The organism is Actinokineospora diospyrosa (genome assembly GCF_024171925.1).
GTDB classification, from domain to species: Bacteria; Actinomycetota; Actinomycetes; order Mycobacteriales; family Pseudonocardiaceae; genus Actinokineospora; species Actinokineospora diospyrosa.
On sequence record NZ_JAMTCO010000008.1, the window covers coordinates 447,853 to 464,795 of the forward strand.

The 16,943-nt window shown below is 73.1% G+C and carries 9 protein-coding genes; 7 read left to right on the plus strand and 2 right to left on the minus strand.

Annotated features, from left to right (window positions below):
• Positions 1–26: 26 nt before the first annotated feature.
• Together sbnA and sbnB are read right to left on the minus strand one after the other, a co-directional pair.
• Positions 27–1,094 (minus strand): 2,3-diaminopropionate biosynthesis protein SbnA, encoded by a 1,068-nt coding sequence (sbnA, locus tag LV75_RS18090; protein WP_253888098.1) that lies wholly within the window; start codon positions 1,092–1,094, stop codon positions 27–29.
• A gap of 35 nt (positions 1,095–1,129) precedes the next feature.
• Positions 1,130–2,191 carry a 2,3-diaminopropionate biosynthesis protein SbnB gene (gene sbnB, locus LV75_RS18095; RefSeq protein ID WP_253888099.1) on the minus strand — a complete coding sequence of 354 codons (1,062 nt, stop codon included), beginning with the start codon at positions 2,189–2,191 and terminating at the stop codon, positions 1,130–1,132.
• 176 nt (positions 2,192–2,367) lie between these two features.
• On the opposite strand from sbnB, the gene LV75_RS18100 reads away from it, so the two are divergent.
• The 7 genes from LV75_RS18100 (at position 2,368) to LV75_RS18130 (ending at position 16,942) form a co-directional block, all read left to right on the plus strand.
• Positions 2,368–2,781 (plus strand): cobalamin-dependent protein, encoded by a 414-nt coding sequence (locus LV75_RS18100; RefSeq protein WP_253888100.1) that lies wholly within the window; start codon positions 2,368–2,370, stop codon positions 2,779–2,781.
• A gap of 2 nt (positions 2,782–2,783) precedes the next feature.
• A complete protein-coding gene (locus LV75_RS18105; RefSeq protein ID WP_253888101.1) occupies positions 2,784–4,172 on the plus strand; it encodes a methylaspartate mutase in 1,389 nt (462 codons plus the stop codon).
• Positions 4,169–4,879 carry a cysteate racemase gene (cuyB, locus tag LV75_RS18110; RefSeq protein ID WP_253888102.1) on the plus strand — a complete coding sequence of 237 codons (711 nt, stop codon included), beginning with the start codon at positions 4,169–4,171 and terminating at the stop codon, positions 4,877–4,879. The genes LV75_RS18105 and cuyB overlap by 4 nt, the downstream gene beginning before the upstream one ends.
• Before the next feature lie 93 nt (positions 4,880–4,972).
• Positions 4,973–12,217, plus strand: coding sequence for a non-ribosomal peptide synthetase (locus tag LV75_RS18115; protein WP_253888103.1), 7,245 nt, complete (start codon positions 4,973–4,975; stop codon positions 12,215–12,217).
• A complete protein-coding gene (locus LV75_RS18120) occupies positions 12,214–14,466 on the plus strand; it encodes a lantibiotic dehydratase (RefSeq protein ID WP_253888104.1) in 2,253 nt (750 codons plus the stop codon). The genes LV75_RS18115 and LV75_RS18120 overlap by 4 nt, the downstream gene beginning before the upstream one ends.
• Positions 14,463–15,737, plus strand: a complete 1,275-nt coding sequence (locus LV75_RS18125) for an MFS transporter (RefSeq protein ID WP_253888105.1) — start codon at positions 14,463–14,465, stop codon at positions 15,735–15,737. Before LV75_RS18120 ends, LV75_RS18125 begins: the two co-directional genes overlap by 4 nt.
• Positions 15,734–16,942: an ATP-grasp domain-containing protein gene (locus LV75_RS18130; protein ID WP_253888106.1), complete on the plus strand. Its 1,209-nt coding sequence runs from the start codon at positions 15,734–15,736 to the stop codon at positions 16,940–16,942. Before LV75_RS18125 ends, LV75_RS18130 begins: the two co-directional genes overlap by 4 nt.
• Position 16,943 lies beyond the last annotated feature (1 nt).

Here is a 16,943-nt window from a genome sequence, read left to right on the forward strand (position 1 = left end):
TAGCGGTCGGTCTGGCGGGCAACGGCTCAACTGGCGGCGGTCATGGGCAGGTCTTCGGGCGCAGCACCGTCGAAAGCGGCGCCGTCGAGGGCAGCGCCGTCGAACCCGGCGGCGGGGAAACCGGGGACATCGGGTAGTCCGACACCGAGCACGTCGGGGCCGTAGCTCGCCAGTAGCCACTCGTCGTCGTAGACCGACCGCAGGTAGCGCTCGCCGAGGTCGGGCGCGATGGCCACGGCGGTCCCCCGCCGGTCGGGGTGCGCGGCGAGCCAGCTGAGCGCGCCTGCCAGCACGGTTCCGGTCGAGCCGCCCAGCAGGAATCCGTGCCCGGCCAGTGCCCGGCAGGTGCGCACGGTCTCGGCCTCGTCGACGAGCACGACGTCGTCCACGTAGGACTTGTCGAGCAGCGGTGGCCGGAACCCCATGCCGAGGCCGGGGATCAGCCTGCGCCCGGGTGGCCCGCCGAAGCTGACCGAACCCCGGGTGTCGACGGCGACGACCGTCGCGCCGCTGCCGGTGTCGCGCAGGTGCCTGGCGCAGCCCATCAGGGTCCCGGTGGTGCCAGCGCCGACGAACAGCAGGTCCAGGTCGGGGAACCGGCGCAGGATCGCCGGTGCGGTGCGCCGGTAGTGCGCGGTCCAGTTCGCCGGGTTGGCGTACTGGTTGGTCCACACGTAGCGGTCGTCGGCGGCCAGCAGCTCGCGGATGAGCGCCACCCGCGCGCCGACGAGGCCGCCGGTCGGGTGCGGGGTGGTCACGACGTGGACGGTGGCGCCGAGCGCCCGCATCAGCGCGACGGTCGTCGGGTTGCAGCGGCTGTCGGTGACGCAGACGAACCCGAGACCGCGGTTGGCCGCGACGGTGCTGAGCGCGACGCCGAGGTTGCCGGAGGAGGACTCGACCAGGATCGACCCGGGGGTGAGCGCGCCGCTGCGCTCGGCCCGGTCGACCATCTCGGCGGCGACCTTCAGCTTGACCGAACCGCCGAAGTTGAAGCCCTCGCACTTGAGGTACAGGCCGCGGTGGAAGGTGGCGCCGAGGTCGATGAAGAGGTCGTCCTCCACGTACTGGTGCGGTCCGGTGATGATCGGCATGACTGGTCGAACCTCCCGTTGGCGCGCGCGAGCGCTCAGCCGTGCCTGCGCAGGTCGTGGAAGAAGTCGTCGACGCCGACGGCGCCGCCCGCCAGCCGCGCGCGGTCGTGGACGAACTTGGCGACCGCGAGGTCGAGCACGCCGAGCCCGAACGGGGAGAACACGATCGTGCCGGTGGCCGGTGGCGTGAGAGCGCCGGTCAGCACGTCGTACAGGGTCCCGGCCACGAAGTCGCGGTTGCCGGTCTCCTGCTCGGTGAGGTGCACCGAGGTCTCGGCGCGCAGGCAGTGGTCGACGTCGTCGACGAGGTTGGTGGCCGAGCGGATCACCGAGGGCGACAGGTCGCGCAGCGACACGTGCAGCACCAGCGGTCCGTGGTCGAACCACTCGGGCGCCTCGACGTGCGGGGTGGCCGCGACGGTGGCGAACACGATGAGGTCGCTGCCGCGGATCAGGCTCTCGGCGTCGCTGTGCACCTCGACGGCGGTGCCGTCGCGCTCGACGCGCTCGCGCAGCCCCTCGGCGTGCGCGGTGGACAGGTCGTGGACGCCGATGCGCTCGAACTCCCAGCCGTCCTCGACCAGGTACTCGTAGACGTAGCGGCTGATCAGGCCCGCACCGACGATGCCGAGCCTCCGGGGCCGCCGGTCGGCACCGGTGAGCACCCTGGCCGCGAGCGCGGCGGAGGCGGCCGTCCTGGCGGCGCTGATGATGGAGGCCTCCAGGCAGGCGATCGGGTACCCGGTGCGCTGGTCGTTGAGGATCATCACCGCCGAGGCGCGCGGGATCCCGTCGGCCACGTTCCCCGGGAAGCTGGAGATCCACTTGATCCCGTCCACCCCGATCGAGCCGCCCGCCGAGGCGGGCAGCGCGATGATGCGCGAGGTCGGCCGCTCGGGGAAGCGCAGGAAGTAGGACGGCGGGTTCACCGTCTCGCCCGCCCCGTGGGTGCGGTAGGCCCGCTCGACGACGTCGATCACCTCGCGCCGCGCCCCCTCGAGCACGCGGTGCACCACGGCACCGGGCACGACGGTGAACGACGGCACCAGCCCGGTGGCCGGTCCGGCCGCGTCCACATCCGTCACAGCGATGGTCATCTGCAGCTCCGTCTCTGGGATCGGTCGACGCACCGATGACACCGGGTTCCGGTTTCACGCCGCTTTCGCCGCGCCATCACCGGCCCGGGGCGGCCCCGGGGTCGCGCCGATGGCACGGCGATACCGGGCCGGTGTCGGCTGTGTGCAGCCAAACAGGCTCGAGGGAAGGACAGCGGATGGCCGAGCAGAGACTCGTGCTCCTGGGGGTCGCGGCGAGCGACGCGCACGCCGTGGCCAACCGGCTCATCGCCATGCACCTGCGGCAGGCGGGCTTCGAGGTGGTCAACCTCGGCACCTGCACGCCGCTGCCGGAGTTCGCCGCGGCGTTGCGCCTGCACCCCGGCGCGGAGGCGGTGCTGATCGGCAGCCTCAACGGCCACGCCCACGCCGACCTGCGCGAACTGCCCGACCTGCGGGCCAAGGGTGAGCTGCGCCGCCCGGTGATCGTCGGCGGCAACCTGGCGGTGGGCCAGGCATCGGCGGCCGAGGCCGAGCGGCGCCTGCTCGACCTCGGTGTCGACCACGTCCTGCGGGACGCGGTCGAGCTGGTGCCGCTGCTGGACTCGCTGCGCGCGAAAGTGGCGGTGTAGTCGTGTCCGCGCCCAGCGTTGTGGACTTCCCGATGGCGGTGAGCCCGGCCGCGGCCGCGGCGCTGCCGCCCTGGCCGGAGGTGGTGCGGTGGCTGCGCGCCCCCGAGCGGCGGCATGCGGCGGACGTGCTGCGCGCCACCCGGCGGCCGTTCGTGCAACCGCGCTGCGGCGTCGGTGACCACGACCGGATGCTGGAGTTGCTCGGCGCGCTGGAGCAGGCGGGTCCCGGGCTGCTGTCGGTGACCATCGACTCGCACACCCGGCTCGGCCGGTTCGACACGGCGGCGCGGGTGCTGCGCGAACGGCCCGCCGACCTCAACGGCTACCCGCTGCCCGCGCACGGCTGGGAACGGGGCCGGGACCTGGTCGCGGCGGTCGGTGTCCCGCTGGAGGTCCGGCACGGGTCACCGGAGGCGCGCGACCTGTTCGCCTACACGCTGGCGTCCGGGATCACCTCGTTCGAGGGCGGCGGCATCGGCTACAACCTGCCGTACTGCAAGGACGTGCCGCTGCGCGACTCGCTGGAGTCGTGGCGCGAGATCGACACCGCGTGCGGCGAGCTCGCCGCCGAGGGCGTCCTGGTGGACCGGGAGTTCTTCGGCACGCTGACCGGTGTCCTGATGCCGCCGTCGACGAGCCTGGCGTGCGCGTTGCTGGAGGCGCGGCTCGCGGCGGACGCCGGCGTGCGGTGCCTGTCCATCGCCTACCCGCAGAGCGGTGAGGTCTACCAGGACACCGCCGCGCTGCGGGCGATCACCGCCCTGGCCGCGCGCTACCTGCCCGCCCACGTCGAGGTGCACGTGGTGCTGCACGAGTTCATGGGCGTGTTCCCGCGGTGCCCGGGGTGCGCGGAGGCGCTGATCCTGTTCGGCGCGCTCACCGCGCGACTGGGCGGCGCGGCCAAGGTGATCAACAAGACCACGCAGGAGGCCAGCGGGATCCCGACCGCGGCGGCCAACGCGCGCGGTATCCGCTCCGCGCAGTTGGGGCTCTCGCCGCTGCTGGACTTCATCGCGCTCGACGAGGGGCTCATCGCCGAGGAGTGCGGGTGGATCCAGCGCGAGGTGGCTGAGTTGCTCGACCCCGTACTCGAGGGCGGGGATCCCTTGTCGCGCATCGTGTCCGCGTTCGCCCGGGGCACGCTCGACGTGCCGTTCAGCGCGAGCGTGCACGCGAGGGGGTCGGTCGTGCCGGGGCGCGACGCCCGGGGCGCGGTCCGCTACCGCGACTTCGGGGGCCTGCCGTTCTCCCCCGCCGTGCGCGCGCACAACGACAGCCACCTGCGGCGCGGGCGACCCGACCTGCTCGCGGTGCTCTCCGCCGACATCAACCACTTCGCCGCGGGCCGCTCGTGCGAGCGCTGCGCCGCGGACCCGACCTGGAGGGCATGACCATGCTCGGAGTGCTCGGCGGCATGGGGCCCGCCGCCACCGTGGACTTCCTGGACAAGCTGGTCCGGGCGACCGGGGCCGAACGCGACCAGGACCACGTGCCCGTGGTGGTCTGGAACGACCCGAGGGTGCCCGACCGCACCGACGCCCTGTGCAACGGCGGCCCCGACCCGACCGCGGCGATGGTCACCGGCGCGAACGCCCTGCTGGCGATGGGCGCCTCGGCGTTGGTCGCCATCTGCAACACCGCGCACCTGTTCCTGCCCGGGGTCACCCGGGCCACCGGGGCGCACTTCCTGAGCATGATCGACGCGACGGTCGACGAGGTGGGCGCGATGCTGCCGCCCGGCCTGCCGGTCGGCCTCGTCGCGGGCACGGCCACCGCGACCAGCGATCTCTACGCCCGGCCGCTCGCCGCCGCGGGCCACCCGCTGGTGCTGCCGCACCCGGCCGACCAAGCCGAGGTGATGGCCCTGATCCGCGCGGTCAAGGCGGGCGACGTGTCGACGAACACCGTCGACCGCCTGCGCCGGGTGGTGGCGCGGCTGCGCGCGGCGGGCGCCGGTGCGGTGATCGCGGGCTGCACCGAACTCCCCATCGTGTTCGCCAAGGACCCGCGCCCGGCCCTGCCGGTGATCGACCCGACCGCGGCCCTCGCCCGACTCGCCGCCCGCGTCTTCGGCCCCGCCCGACTCGCGGCGGCCTGATCACCGCGGCTCCCGCCGAACCGCCGAGGAATCCCGTCAACCCAGCCTCAATTCACCGTCCACTCGCGACACCCAGGACCCCGGAAGGCCGCCATGTCAACACCCACGATGTCCCCCGCTGCGCGCGCCGCGCTGCAAGCGCGGTTGCGCGCGGCGAGCAGGCGCGCCGGTGCGGCGAACGAGTCCATCCCGCGTGTTCCGGCGGCCACCGGCCCCGCTGTGCTGTCCGAGCAGCAGCGGTGGGTGTGGACGGCGGATCGGCTGGCCGCGGGGGTTCCGCTCTACAACATCCCGCGGGCCCTGCGGATCCGCGGTCGGCTAGACCCGGCCGCGGTGACCGCCGCTGTGCGCGCGGTCCTCGAGCGGCACCACGTGTTGCGCACCGTGTACCGCGAGACCGACAGCGCGCCCGAACCCGTTCTGCTCGACGGTGCCGACATGCGGGTGTCTGTTGTGGACTTCAGCGACCTGCCCGTGCGGGAACGGGACGAGCGCGCGCTGGCCTATGCCGCGGCGCAGGCCGCGCAGCCGTTCGACCTCAGCACTGACATCCCGGTCCGGATGTCGTTGGTGCGCTGCGCCGACGACGACTGGTACCTGGTCACCGTGCTGCACCACATCGCCGTCGACGCCGCGTCGCTCAGCGTGTTCTGGCAGGAGTTCGGGACCGCGTACCGGGCGGCCACCACCGGTGACGCCGCGGTGTTCGCGCCGCTGCCGAGCCAGTACGCGGACTACGCGGCCTGGCAGCGCGACGCGCTGGCGGGCTCAGCTGCCGAGGCGGACATCGCGTACTGGCGCGAGCGGCTCGCGGCACCCACTCCCCTGCGGTTGCCGACCGACCACCCGCGCCCCGCCGTGCGGTCGGGTGCGGGCACCCGGCTGCCGTTCCCGTTCCCCGCGGCGACCGCGCGGGCGGTGCGGGAGTTCTGCGCCACGCACCGGGTGACCCCGTACGCGGTGCTGATGGCGGCGTTCACCGCGGCCAACGCGCGGTGGACCGGGCAGGACGACATCGCCGTCGGCACGCCGATCGCACTACGGCCACGGGTGGACTTCGAGCCGCTGATCGGGTTGTTCGTCAACACCTCTGTGCTGCGCGCGGACGTGGGCGATGACCCGTCGTTCCTGGCGCTGGTGGACCGGGTCCGGGAGAGCACGTTCGAGGCCTACGACCACCAGGGGGTGCCGTTCACCCGCCTCGTGCAGGAACTGCGGCCGGTGCGCGACACCTCGCGCAACCCGCTGTTCGACGTGCTGTTCACCGTGCAGGGGGAATCCGATACCGCGCTGGTCGCACCGGGTCTGTCGTGCGCCGAGATCGCGCTGGAGAGCTCAACGGCCAAAGTGGACCTCGCGCTGACCATCACCAACGGGGCTGACCTGTCGGGCACGATCGAGTACGACTCCGCGCTGTTCACCGAGGGAACCGCGCGCCGACTCGCGGGCGGTTACCTGCGGCTGCTCGACAACGCGCTCTCCCGGCCGGGCAGCCGGATCAGCGAGCTGGCCGTGCTCACCGAGGACGACGAGGCGGACCTGGCCGCGCGCAACCGAACCACCCGGCCGTACGACAGCTCGGCGACCATCCCAGAACTGTTCAGCGCCATGGCCCGCAGGCAACCCACCGCTGCCGCGGTGCGCTGCGGCAGCGAGCTGCTGTCCTACGGCGAGCTGGACGCGGCATCCGATGAGGTCGCCGCCGTCTTGCGCGGCCGAAGGGTCGGACCTGGCACTCGGGTGGCGCTGTACGTCGAGCGCGGCTGTTCGATGCTCGTCGCGATGCTCGGCGTGCTCAAGTCAGGAGCCGCCTACGTCCCGGTGGACCCGAGGTACCCCACGACTCGCGTGCGCCACATCCTGGACGACGCCCGCGTCGACCTCCTGGTGACCACAACGGACCTGCTCGGCCAGGCGGATCTGCCGGCAGGCGTCACACCACTGTGCGTGGACGCATTGCCCAGCGCGGACACAACCGGCGCGGACACCACAGATCCGGTGCCGCCGCGCGCGGACGACCTGGCGTACGTGATCTACACCTCCGGCTCGACCGGCCGCCCCAAGGGCGTGATGGTGGCGCACCGGGGCGTGCTGAACCTGTCCGCGTCGATGATCCGCGACCTGCGCGTCGGCCCCGGCGACACGGTGGCGGCACTGGCCTCCTACGCGTTCGACATGTCCATCCCGGAGCTGATCACCCCGCTGCTGGCGGGGGCCACGATCGCCGTCGTCACCCGCGACACCGCCGTCGACCCGGCCGCCCTCGCCGCCCTGGTCGAGGACGCGGGCGTCACGGTCATGCAGGCGACCCCGACGACGTGGCGGATGCTGCTGGACACCGGGTGGACCGCGCCGCGGCTGCGGGCGGTCGCGGGCGCTGAGGCCGTGCCCGCGGTGCTCGCCGCCGAGCTGACCGGCGCCGTCGCCGAACTGTGGAACTACTACGGCCCCACCGAGACCACGGTCTGGTCGGTGCGCGCCGCGATCAGCGATGTCGCTGTAGACCGGCCGCTGCCGATCGGCACCCCGCTGGACAACACCACCGTCCACGTGCTCGACCGGCGGATGCGCCCGGTGCCGCCCGGTGTGGTCGGCGAGATCTTCCTCGGCGGCGACGGCGTGGCCCGCGGATACCACGGCAGGCCGGGGCTGACGGCGCAGCGCTTCGTGCCCGACCCGGCAGGCTCGGGCGAGCGGCTCTACCGGACCTCGGACCTGGCCCGGTGGCGGCCCGACGGCACCCTGGAGTACCTGGGGCGCGCCGACTCCCAGGTGAAGGTGCGGGGACACCGCGTCGAGCTCGCCGAGGTCGAGGCGATCCTCGCCACCCACCCCGGTGTGGCCCGCGCCGCGGTGGCGGTGTTCGGCGCCGACGGCGAACGCTCGTTGGCGGGCTACGTGGTCTGGCACGACACCGGCGACCTCGACACGGGCGACCTCGACGCGGTGACCAACCACCTCCGCGACCACCTGCCCGAGTACATGGTGCCGTCCGCCCTGGTCGAGCTGGACGCGTTGCCGCTCAACGCGAACGGCAAGGTGGACCGGGGTGCGTTGCCGCGACCGGTCCCCGGCGCGGCCCGGCGCGACTCCGTCGAGCCGAGGAACCCGCTCGAGCGGGCGGTGGCCGAGGTCGTCGCGGAGGTGCTCGGACTGCCCTCGATCGGTGTGCACGACGACTTCTTCGCCGTTGGCGGCCACTCGCTGCACGCGATCCGGGTGATCACCCGGCTGCGCGCGCGGTACGCGGCCGAGTTGCCGGTCCAGCGGTTGTTCAGCGACCCCACCGTGGCCGGGCTGTGCGCGGCGCTGACGAACGGGGGCACCCGGCCCGGGTCCGCGATCACGCGCAGGCCAGCGGGTGTCGTGGCGCCGCTGTCGCACGCCCAGCGGCAGATGTGGTTCCTCGACCAGTTGGGTGAGCGCGCGGGCGAGCTGAACGTGCACACCGTGCTGCGCCTGCGCGGCGTGCTCGACGTCGAGGCGTTGCGGGCGGCCTTTGCCACGGTGGCAGACCGGCACGAGGTGCTGCGCGCCCGGTTCGAGGTGCTCGACGGCGAACCGGTGCAGGTGCCGCAGGCCCTGCACCCGCGGGTCGAGGTGAGCGACCTGACCGGCATGACCCGCATGACCGACGTGGCCGAGGCGGACCTGCGGGACGCGGCGGATGCCGTGGTGGCCGCGGAACTCGCCGACCCCATCGACCTGACCGCGCCGCCGCTGCTGCGCGCGCGGGTGGTCCGGTTGCGCGCGGACGAACAACTGCTGGTGGTCGTCGTGCACCACGCGGCGATGGACGGCTGGTCCTGGAAGGTGTTGCGCGAGGAACTGGGCACCGCGTACGCCGCGCACCTGGCGGGCCGGGAACCGGATCTGCCCGAACTGCCGGTGGACTACGGCGACGTCGCCCACTGGCAGCACAACCGCGACGCGGAGGCCGTCCGGGAGGACCTCGAGTTCTGGCGGGAGCGGCTGGCGGACGCGCCCAGCGGGGAACTGGCCACCGACCACCCGCGGCCCCCTGTCCGCTCCGGGCGCGGCGCGCAGGTCAGCCTGCGCTTCCCCGCCGCGCTGACCGCGGCGGTCCGCGAGCACGGCAAGCGGCACGGCACAACGGTGTTCCAGACGCTGCTCGCCGCGTTCCAGTACCTGCTCGCGGAGTACACCCACGCCGAGGAGACCATCGTCGGCACCCCGGTCGCCGGGCGCGACGACGCCGCCGTGGAGGGGTTGATCGGCTGTTTCATCAACTTCCTGGCGCTGCGCGCCGACGTCACCGGTGACCCGACCTTCGCCGAGCTGACCGCGCGCAGCCGCGACGGGTTGGTGGCCGCGCTCAGCCACCAGGACCTGCCCTTCGGGGAACTGGTCGCCCGGCTGCGACCGGAACGCGACCCCGCGCGCAACCCGTTCTTCCAGGTCATGTTCACGATGGACGACGCGTCGGTCGGCCAGCTCGACCTCCCGGGGCTGACCGCCGAGCAGGTGCACCCGCCCGCCACCACGGCGAAGTTCGACCTGGTCGCCTCGCTCGTCGACGAGGGCGCGGAGATCCAGGGGTCGCTGGTGTACGCCACCGACCTGTTCGACCGCGGCACCGTCGAGCGCTTCGGCGAGGCGTTCCGCGCGCTGGTCGAGCAAGCCGTGGCGACTCCGGAGGTACCGCTGTCGCGGCTGGCCCTGACCGGACCGGCGCAAACCGGGCCTGACGAGGAGCACCCCGCACCGCTGCCGATCCACGAGCAGGTCGCGGCCCAGGCCGCCGCCACGCCCGATGCCGTCGCGATCCGCTTCGGCGCCGAGGAGCTCAGCTACGCGGAACTGGACGCCAAGGCGAACAAGCTGGCGCACTGGCTGATCGGCCGCGGCGTGCGGGCCGACGAACCGGTGGGCATCGCCCAACACCGCGGCACCGAGCTCGTCGTCTCACTGTTGGGGGTGCTCAAGGCCGGCGGCGGATACGTCGCGGTCGACCCGACCCATCCGGCCGCGCGCACCGCGGATGTGTTGCGCCACTGCGGTTCCCGGCTCGTGCTGGCCAACGAGGACCTGGTCGCCGCGCTGACCGCGAGCACATCGGGCGAGGTGTCCGTTGTGGACATCGACGCCCTCGGGGCCGAGCTGGAACCACTGCCGGGAACCGCGCCCGGTGTTCCCGTCGACCTGGACCAGCTCGCCGCGATCTTCTACACCTCGGGCTCGACCGGGACACCCAAGGGCATCGCGACCACGCACCGCGGGCCCGCCAACTACCTGCGCTACCTGCGCGAGGTCACCGCCCTGTCCGGTCGCGACGTCGTGCCGCAGATCGCCGGGGCGCGGTTCGACGCCTCGGTCCGCGAGGTCTTCGGCACCCTCGGGCAGGGGGCACTGCTGGTCGTGCTCACCGACGATCAAGCCAGGGACCCGTACGCGATCGCCCGGGTCATCACCGAACACCGGGCGACGGCGCTGATGAGCATGGTGCCGTCCATGGTGTCGGCGCTGGCCATCGGCGCGGGCGCGCCGGGTTACGACGGGACGGGCCTGCGGCTGGCCATGATCGGCGGCGAGGTCCTCGGCGAGCAGCACCTGCGCGACGCCTCGCTCATCGGTCCGGGGATGCGGCTGGTCAACCACTACGGGCCGACCGAGTGCACGATGACCTCCACCTACCACGCGCTCACCGACCGCGACAGCGGCGCGGTGCCGATCGGCCGCCCCATCCCCGGTGCCCGGGTGCACGTGCTCGGTCGCGACGGCAGGCCGGTGCCGCCGGGCGCGGTGGGCGAGCTGCACCTGTCCACCCCGGGCCTCGCCCGCGGTTACGTCGGCGCGCCCGGCCCCACCGCGGCGCGGTTCCTGCCGGACCCGTGGGGCCCGCCCGGCAGCAGGCTCTACCGGACCGGTGACCTCGTGCGCTGGGCCCCCGACGGCGGGTTGCGCTTCCACGGCCGGGTGGACCAGCAGATCAAGCTGCGCGGGATCCGGGTCGAGCCGGGCGAGGTCGAGGCCGCGATCACCGCGCTGCCCGGTGTCCGCGCGGCGGCGGTGATCGCCAAGGGCGAGGCGGCGCGGCAGGAACTGGTCGCCTTCGTCGTGCTCGACGCGGAGATCACCGACACGGCGGCGATCGCGACCCGGCTGGCGGCCGAGCTGCCCAGCCACCTGGTGCCTGCCCGCTTCGCCGCGCTGGACGCGCTTCCGCTGACCCCGACCGGCAAGGTCGACCGGCGCGGGCTGCTCGCCGTGCCGATCGACGACCGCACCGCGTCGGGTGCGGCGGCGGTGTCCGCGCGGGACCCGTTGGAACTGCGCATGGTCGCGGTCTGGGAGCGGCTGCTCGAACGCGGGCCGATCGGCGTGCGGGACGACTTCTTCGCCGTGGGCGGGCACTCGCTCCTGGCGGTGCGCCTGGTCGACGCCATCAAGCAGGAGTTCGACGTGGTGCTGCCGCTCAACGCGGTGTTCACGAAGCGGACCGTGGAGGGCCTGTGCGCGGCGCTCGACCACGTCCCCACCGGCCTGGTCGTGCCGCTCGCCGCGGCGGGGGGCACCGGCACGCCGCTGTTCCTGGTCCACCCGCAGGGCGGCGACGTGTGCTGCTACGCCGCGCTCGCCAGGGAACTCGCGCACGACCGAGATGTCCTGGGCATCGAGGCGGTCGGGCTCAACACCGACGAGGAACCGCTGGAGGTGTTGGAGGACATGGTCGAGCGCTACCTCGTCGAACTGCGGCTGGCCCGGCCGAGCGGGCCGTACGCGCTGGCGGGCTGGTCGTTCGGCGGCAACGTCGCCTACGCGATGGCGTTGCGGCTGGAGGCCGAGGGCGAGGAGGTCGAGTTCCTCGGCGCGATCGACGCCCGGGTGTTCGGCCGCGACGGTGTCGAGTCGTGGTACCAGGACAAGTCCGCCGCCGAGCGGTTCAGCATCGGCGCCGAACTCGGCGTGGCCGGGGTGGCCGACCTCGACGAGCAGGACTTCTTCGACGTGCTGCTGCGCGACGCGCACGCCAAGGGCAGGCTCGCGCCCCGGGCCGACTCGACCACGGTGCGCCGCATGATGCGGGTGTTCACCGCCAACGGCCACGCGGCCGAGAAATACCACAACACCGCCCGGGTCCGGGTGGACGTGCACCTGTTCAAGGCGGCGGGCGAGCACCCGACGCTGCCCAACCCGCGGGTCGACCCGGCGGGCTGGCAGGAGCGCACGCACGGGCGGCTGCACGTCATCGACCTCGCGGGCAACCACCACGACGTGGTGTACCCGCCCCGGGCCGTGGACACGGCCCGCCACATCAGAGCCGCCATGACCTCGGCGGCAACACTTCGAACACCTCGAGAAGGGAACCGGGCATGAGCGCCTGGAGCATGTCCTCGTGGGCCATGTTGCGTCGGGCGGGGTTCCCGTTCGACCTGCTCACCCCGCTGCGCGACGACGGGTTCGCCGAGCGGTTGCGCGCGGCGGCCGCCGGGGGTGACTGGGCCGACGCCGCGGCCCGGTTCGACGAGGTGCTCAGCGCCTCGGTCGAACACCTCGTGCGCGCCGGGCGCGACGAGCGGGCCCTCGAGGCGATCTACCTGTCGAGCCCGGAGGCCTACCAGCGGCTGCGCGACTGGGTGCACGAGGACCGGGGCGGCCCGCTCAACCACCGCGTCAAACGGCGGGTGCAACTGCTGACGATGTACCTGCAGCGGTTGTGCACCAAGAACGAGACGGCGAGCTTCTTCGGGCCGCTGGCCTGGATCCGCACCGGGACAGCCGACGAACCGTTCCGGTTCGCCGACCCGGGCGCACTGCGCAACCGGGTGTTCTGGAGCAACTGGTCGGTGCAGCAGTTGGCCAGGCTGGTGTCGGCGGACCCGGCGGTCTGGCAGGCGCTCACGCCGCGGGCGACGACGCAGACCTTCCTCACCGACGGCGGCGCGCGGCGGATCGACTTCGCCGAGCACCCGCCGCTGGTCGAACCCGTCACCGAGCTCACCGACCCGGCGCTGCGCGAGCTGTTCGCGCTGTGCGACGGCAGGCGGACGATCGCCGAGCTCGCCGCCGGAGACCCCGGGGAGCTGGCCACGCGGTTGGCCGCGCTGGTGGCGTGCGGCGCGGTCGAGGTCGACATCACGATCCCCTCCGGAGCACCCGAACCCTTCACCTACCTGCGCGACCGCGTCGCCGAACTGCCCCAGGAGCCGCGCGGGCGGTGGGCGGCCGAGTTGGACCGGCTCGACGAGCTGCGCCAACGGGTGCAGGACGCCCGCGGGCTCACGGCCAGGATCGCCGCCGTGGAGGCCCTCAACTCCGGCTACGCCGACACCGGCGCGGGGGCCACCGCCCGCGACGGCGGCAAGATCGCCTCCGACCGGGCGATCTGGTACGAGGACTGCAGGCAGGACTGGGGCACCGCCGCGCTCGCGGGCCCGGCGGCGGCCAGCCTCCGCGAGGAGTTCCCGGTGCTGCTGGAACTGCTGTTCCAGCTGCCGCTCGCCCGGTTGCGGGCGCGCCGCGCCGAGAGCCACCGGTGGTTCGTCGAGGTGTTCGGCGCGGGCGTCGAGATCACCGTGGACGAGGCGTTGGCCGCCGCGGCCGACACCGACCTCGCCACCCGGTTGCAGGTGCTCGACGACAAGCAGCGCGCGGAGTACCCGGCGCCGCTGTCCGCGGTGCTGCACGCGAACCGGCACCTGCCCGAGGTGGTCCTGCCGATGTCCTGGGTGCGCGAGCACCTTGGTGACGCCCCGTTCGACGCGTGGGCGTTGTGCAGCGCGGACCTGCACCTGTCGGCGACCGGAGACGACGCGGTGCGGGCGGGCGAGTTCACCTGGGTGCTCGGCGAGGTGCACGCGCTGCACGAGGTCCTCGCCGGACCGTTCGCCATGCTGCACCCGGACCCGGGTTCGCTCGCCGAGGACTGCGCGGCGCAGCGGGAGGCGCTCAGCGACACGGTCATCTGCGAACCGCTCAAGCCGCACCGGGGCAAGATGTCGGTCCGGGTCGACACCGGCGGCCCGCAGGTCGAGTTCTCCGGCCGCTCCGCGCAACCGGGACGGCTCCGGCTCACCCCCGGCGAGCTGCGGATCCGCGACGAGGGCGACCGGCTCGCGCTGCGCGCCGAGCGGCACGGCGAGGTGGAGCTGGTCGTCCCGCCGCAGCGGTGGCTCGCCGACGAGGGCGGCTCGCTGTTCGGCTGCTTCACCGGGGTGCGCGCCTACCAGATGGTCGACTTCCTCGGCGGCCCGCAGGTCGACCACCTGCCCCGGCTGCGGATCGGCCGCTTCGTGCTCGCCAGGCAGACCTGGTGGATCGACCCCGAGCCTGCCAAGCGCAAGATCTTCCACTTCGACAACCAGCGGCTCGCCTGGCGGATCAAGCACGACAACGGGCTGCCCGACCAGGTGTTCGTCACCTTCCACGAGGAACCGAAACCGATCTTCGTGGACTTCCGCAACCCGCTGCTGGTCGAGGTGTTCGCCAAGGGCGCGCAGTCGAGCGAGCAGCCGTTCCGGGTCACCGAGATGCTGCCCGGCCCGGACGCCATGTGGCTCGACCACGGCCTCGGCGAGCACACCAACGAGTTCCGGATCGGCTTCTACCGCAAGGCGGACGAATGACCGGCGCCGGTACGACCTCGACGCGGCGGGTCAGCGGCACCCTGCTGACCCTCTCGAGCGCCCAGACGATCTCCGCGCTCGGCACGCAGGTGACGATCGTGGCGCTGCCGCTGTCGGCGGTGCTCATGCTGGACGCGACCCCGGCCGAGATGGGTCTGCTCGCCGCGCTCGCCGTGCTGCCCTACCCGGTGCTGGCGCTGTGGGTCGGGGCCTGGGTGGACCGGTTGCGGCGCAGGCGGATCCTGATCGCCACCGACCTGTGCCGGGCGGTGCTGCTCGGGTCGGTCCCGGTGTCGGCGCTCATGGGGACGCTGAGCATGACGCAGCTCTACATCGTCTCCGGCGCCGCCGGGTGCGCGAGCGTGTGGTCCGATCTGGCCTACACCTCCTATGTGCCACAGGTGATCCCGAGGGAGCAGATCGTCGGGGTGAACTCGGCGGTGACGGTGGTCCGCTCCGGCGCGCAGGTCGCCGGACCCGGCCTCGGCGGTGTCGCCGTGCAGGTGTTCACCGCGCCGCTCGCGGTCGCCTTGGACGCCGCGTCGTACCTCTGCTCGGCGGCACTGCTGTCGCGCATCAAGGACGATCCCCCGGCCGAGCCGGGGCCGCGGCGGCGCATCGTGGCCGACATCGTCGAGGGCGCGCGGTACCTGCTGCGCACACCGGTGCTGGCGATGCCCGCGTTCGCGATGAGCCTGGTGAACCTGTTCAGCTTCGTGATGCTGGCGGTGTACGCGCTGTACGTGGTCAGCGTGCTGCACGTCGGCGCCGCGCTGTACGGCACCGTCCTGCTGCTGGGCGGGTGCGGCGCCGTCGTCGGCGGGATGTCCGCCTCGACCGTGGCGCGGCGGTGGGGCACCGGTCGCGCGGTGATCGCCGGTACCGCGCTGTTCGGGGTGGCCCCGGTGCTGGTGGCCCTCGCGGGCGGCGGAGTGCTCGCCGTGGTGCCGATGCTGGTCGCCGCGCAGTTCCTGACCACGCTCGGCTTGTCCGTGCTGGAGGTCAACCTGGTGAGCCTGCGGCAGACCATGACGCCGGTGCGCATCCAGGGGCGGGTCGGCGCGACGATCCGCATGGTCAACTGGTCGATGAAACCGCTGGGCGCTGTGCTCGGCGGTGTGCTCGGCGAACACATCGGGCTGCGCGCCACGATCTGGGTCGCCGTCGCGGGCGGCGCCGTCGGCGCCGTGTGGATGCTGCTGTCGCCCATCCGCCGAGTCCGCTCCACCACCGAAGCCCGTCCCGTTCCCGTCCCGGAGGTCGTGTCATGAAGGTTCTCGTCATCAACAGCCACCCCTACGGCGAACTGTTCTTCCAGGGTGGGTGCCGGGTACCGGCCGAGCCGCGGGACCGGATGCTGGTGTCCAGCGACTACAACAACGGGCTCAGCGACCACGACGCCGCGGACTTCCCCGCGGTGGCCAAGTGCGCCGACATCTACGACGAAGAGCACGTCCGCAAGGCCGTCTACGAGCTCGCCGCCGACGGTCGGCCGGACCGCATCGTGACGATCAGCGAGCAGCTGATGCTGGTGGCCGCCGAGCTGCGCGAGGAGCTCGGTCTGGCCGGGCAGGACGTCGACTCGACGCTGCGCTTCCGGGACAAGGTCGTGATGAAGCGCGTGCTGCGCGATGCGGGCTGCTCGGGCATCCCGAGGTTCGTCGAGGCGGACCACGACCTCACCGAACTGCCGTGGGAGGCGGAGAAGTACGTGGTGAAGGCCCGGCTCGGGTTCGGGTCGCGCACGGTGCGGATCGTGTCCGATCTGGACGGTCTCAACCGGGCGCGCCGCGAGCTCGCCGAGGCGGACCCGGCGGGCGTGGAGGTCGAGGAGTTCGTGGTCGGCGAGATGTACCACTGCGACGGCGTGGTGCACAACGGCGAGGCGGTGTTCGGCTCGGTCTCGCGCTACGTCGCGCCCCCCGGCGAGTTCCGCTCGGTGGTCAGCCACGGCAGCATCACCCTGCAGGACTGCGACCTCTCCCGGCGCATCAGCGCCTACCACGCCGAGGTCGTGCGCCACCTCGGCATGCGCGACGGGGTCACCCACCTCGAGGTGTTCGTCACCCCGGACGGGGAGATCGTCTTCTGCGAGATCGCGGCGCGCCCGGGCGGCGGCGGCATCTGCTACATCGTGCGGCAGGCGCACGGTGTCGACCTGATCTCCGCCGCGCTGCGCGCGCAGTCCGGGGTGGACCCGATCACGCCCGCCCCCTCCGACGGCCTCGGCCGGGTGTGGGGTCTCATCGGCTTCTACCCCAAGCCCGACCTGGTGCCCGCGCCGTTCGACGCCGCGTCGCTGCCGCCCGAGCTCGGCGTGCACCTGTGCGTGAGCAGCAAGCGCTCCGGCAACGTGGCCCACTCGACCGATTACGTGCACAAGTTCTTCCTCTCCGCGTCGGACGCCGATGAGTTCGACCGCAAGCACGAGGCGCTGTGCGCGATCGTGGCGGAACGGGGTTGGGACCCGGCGTAGC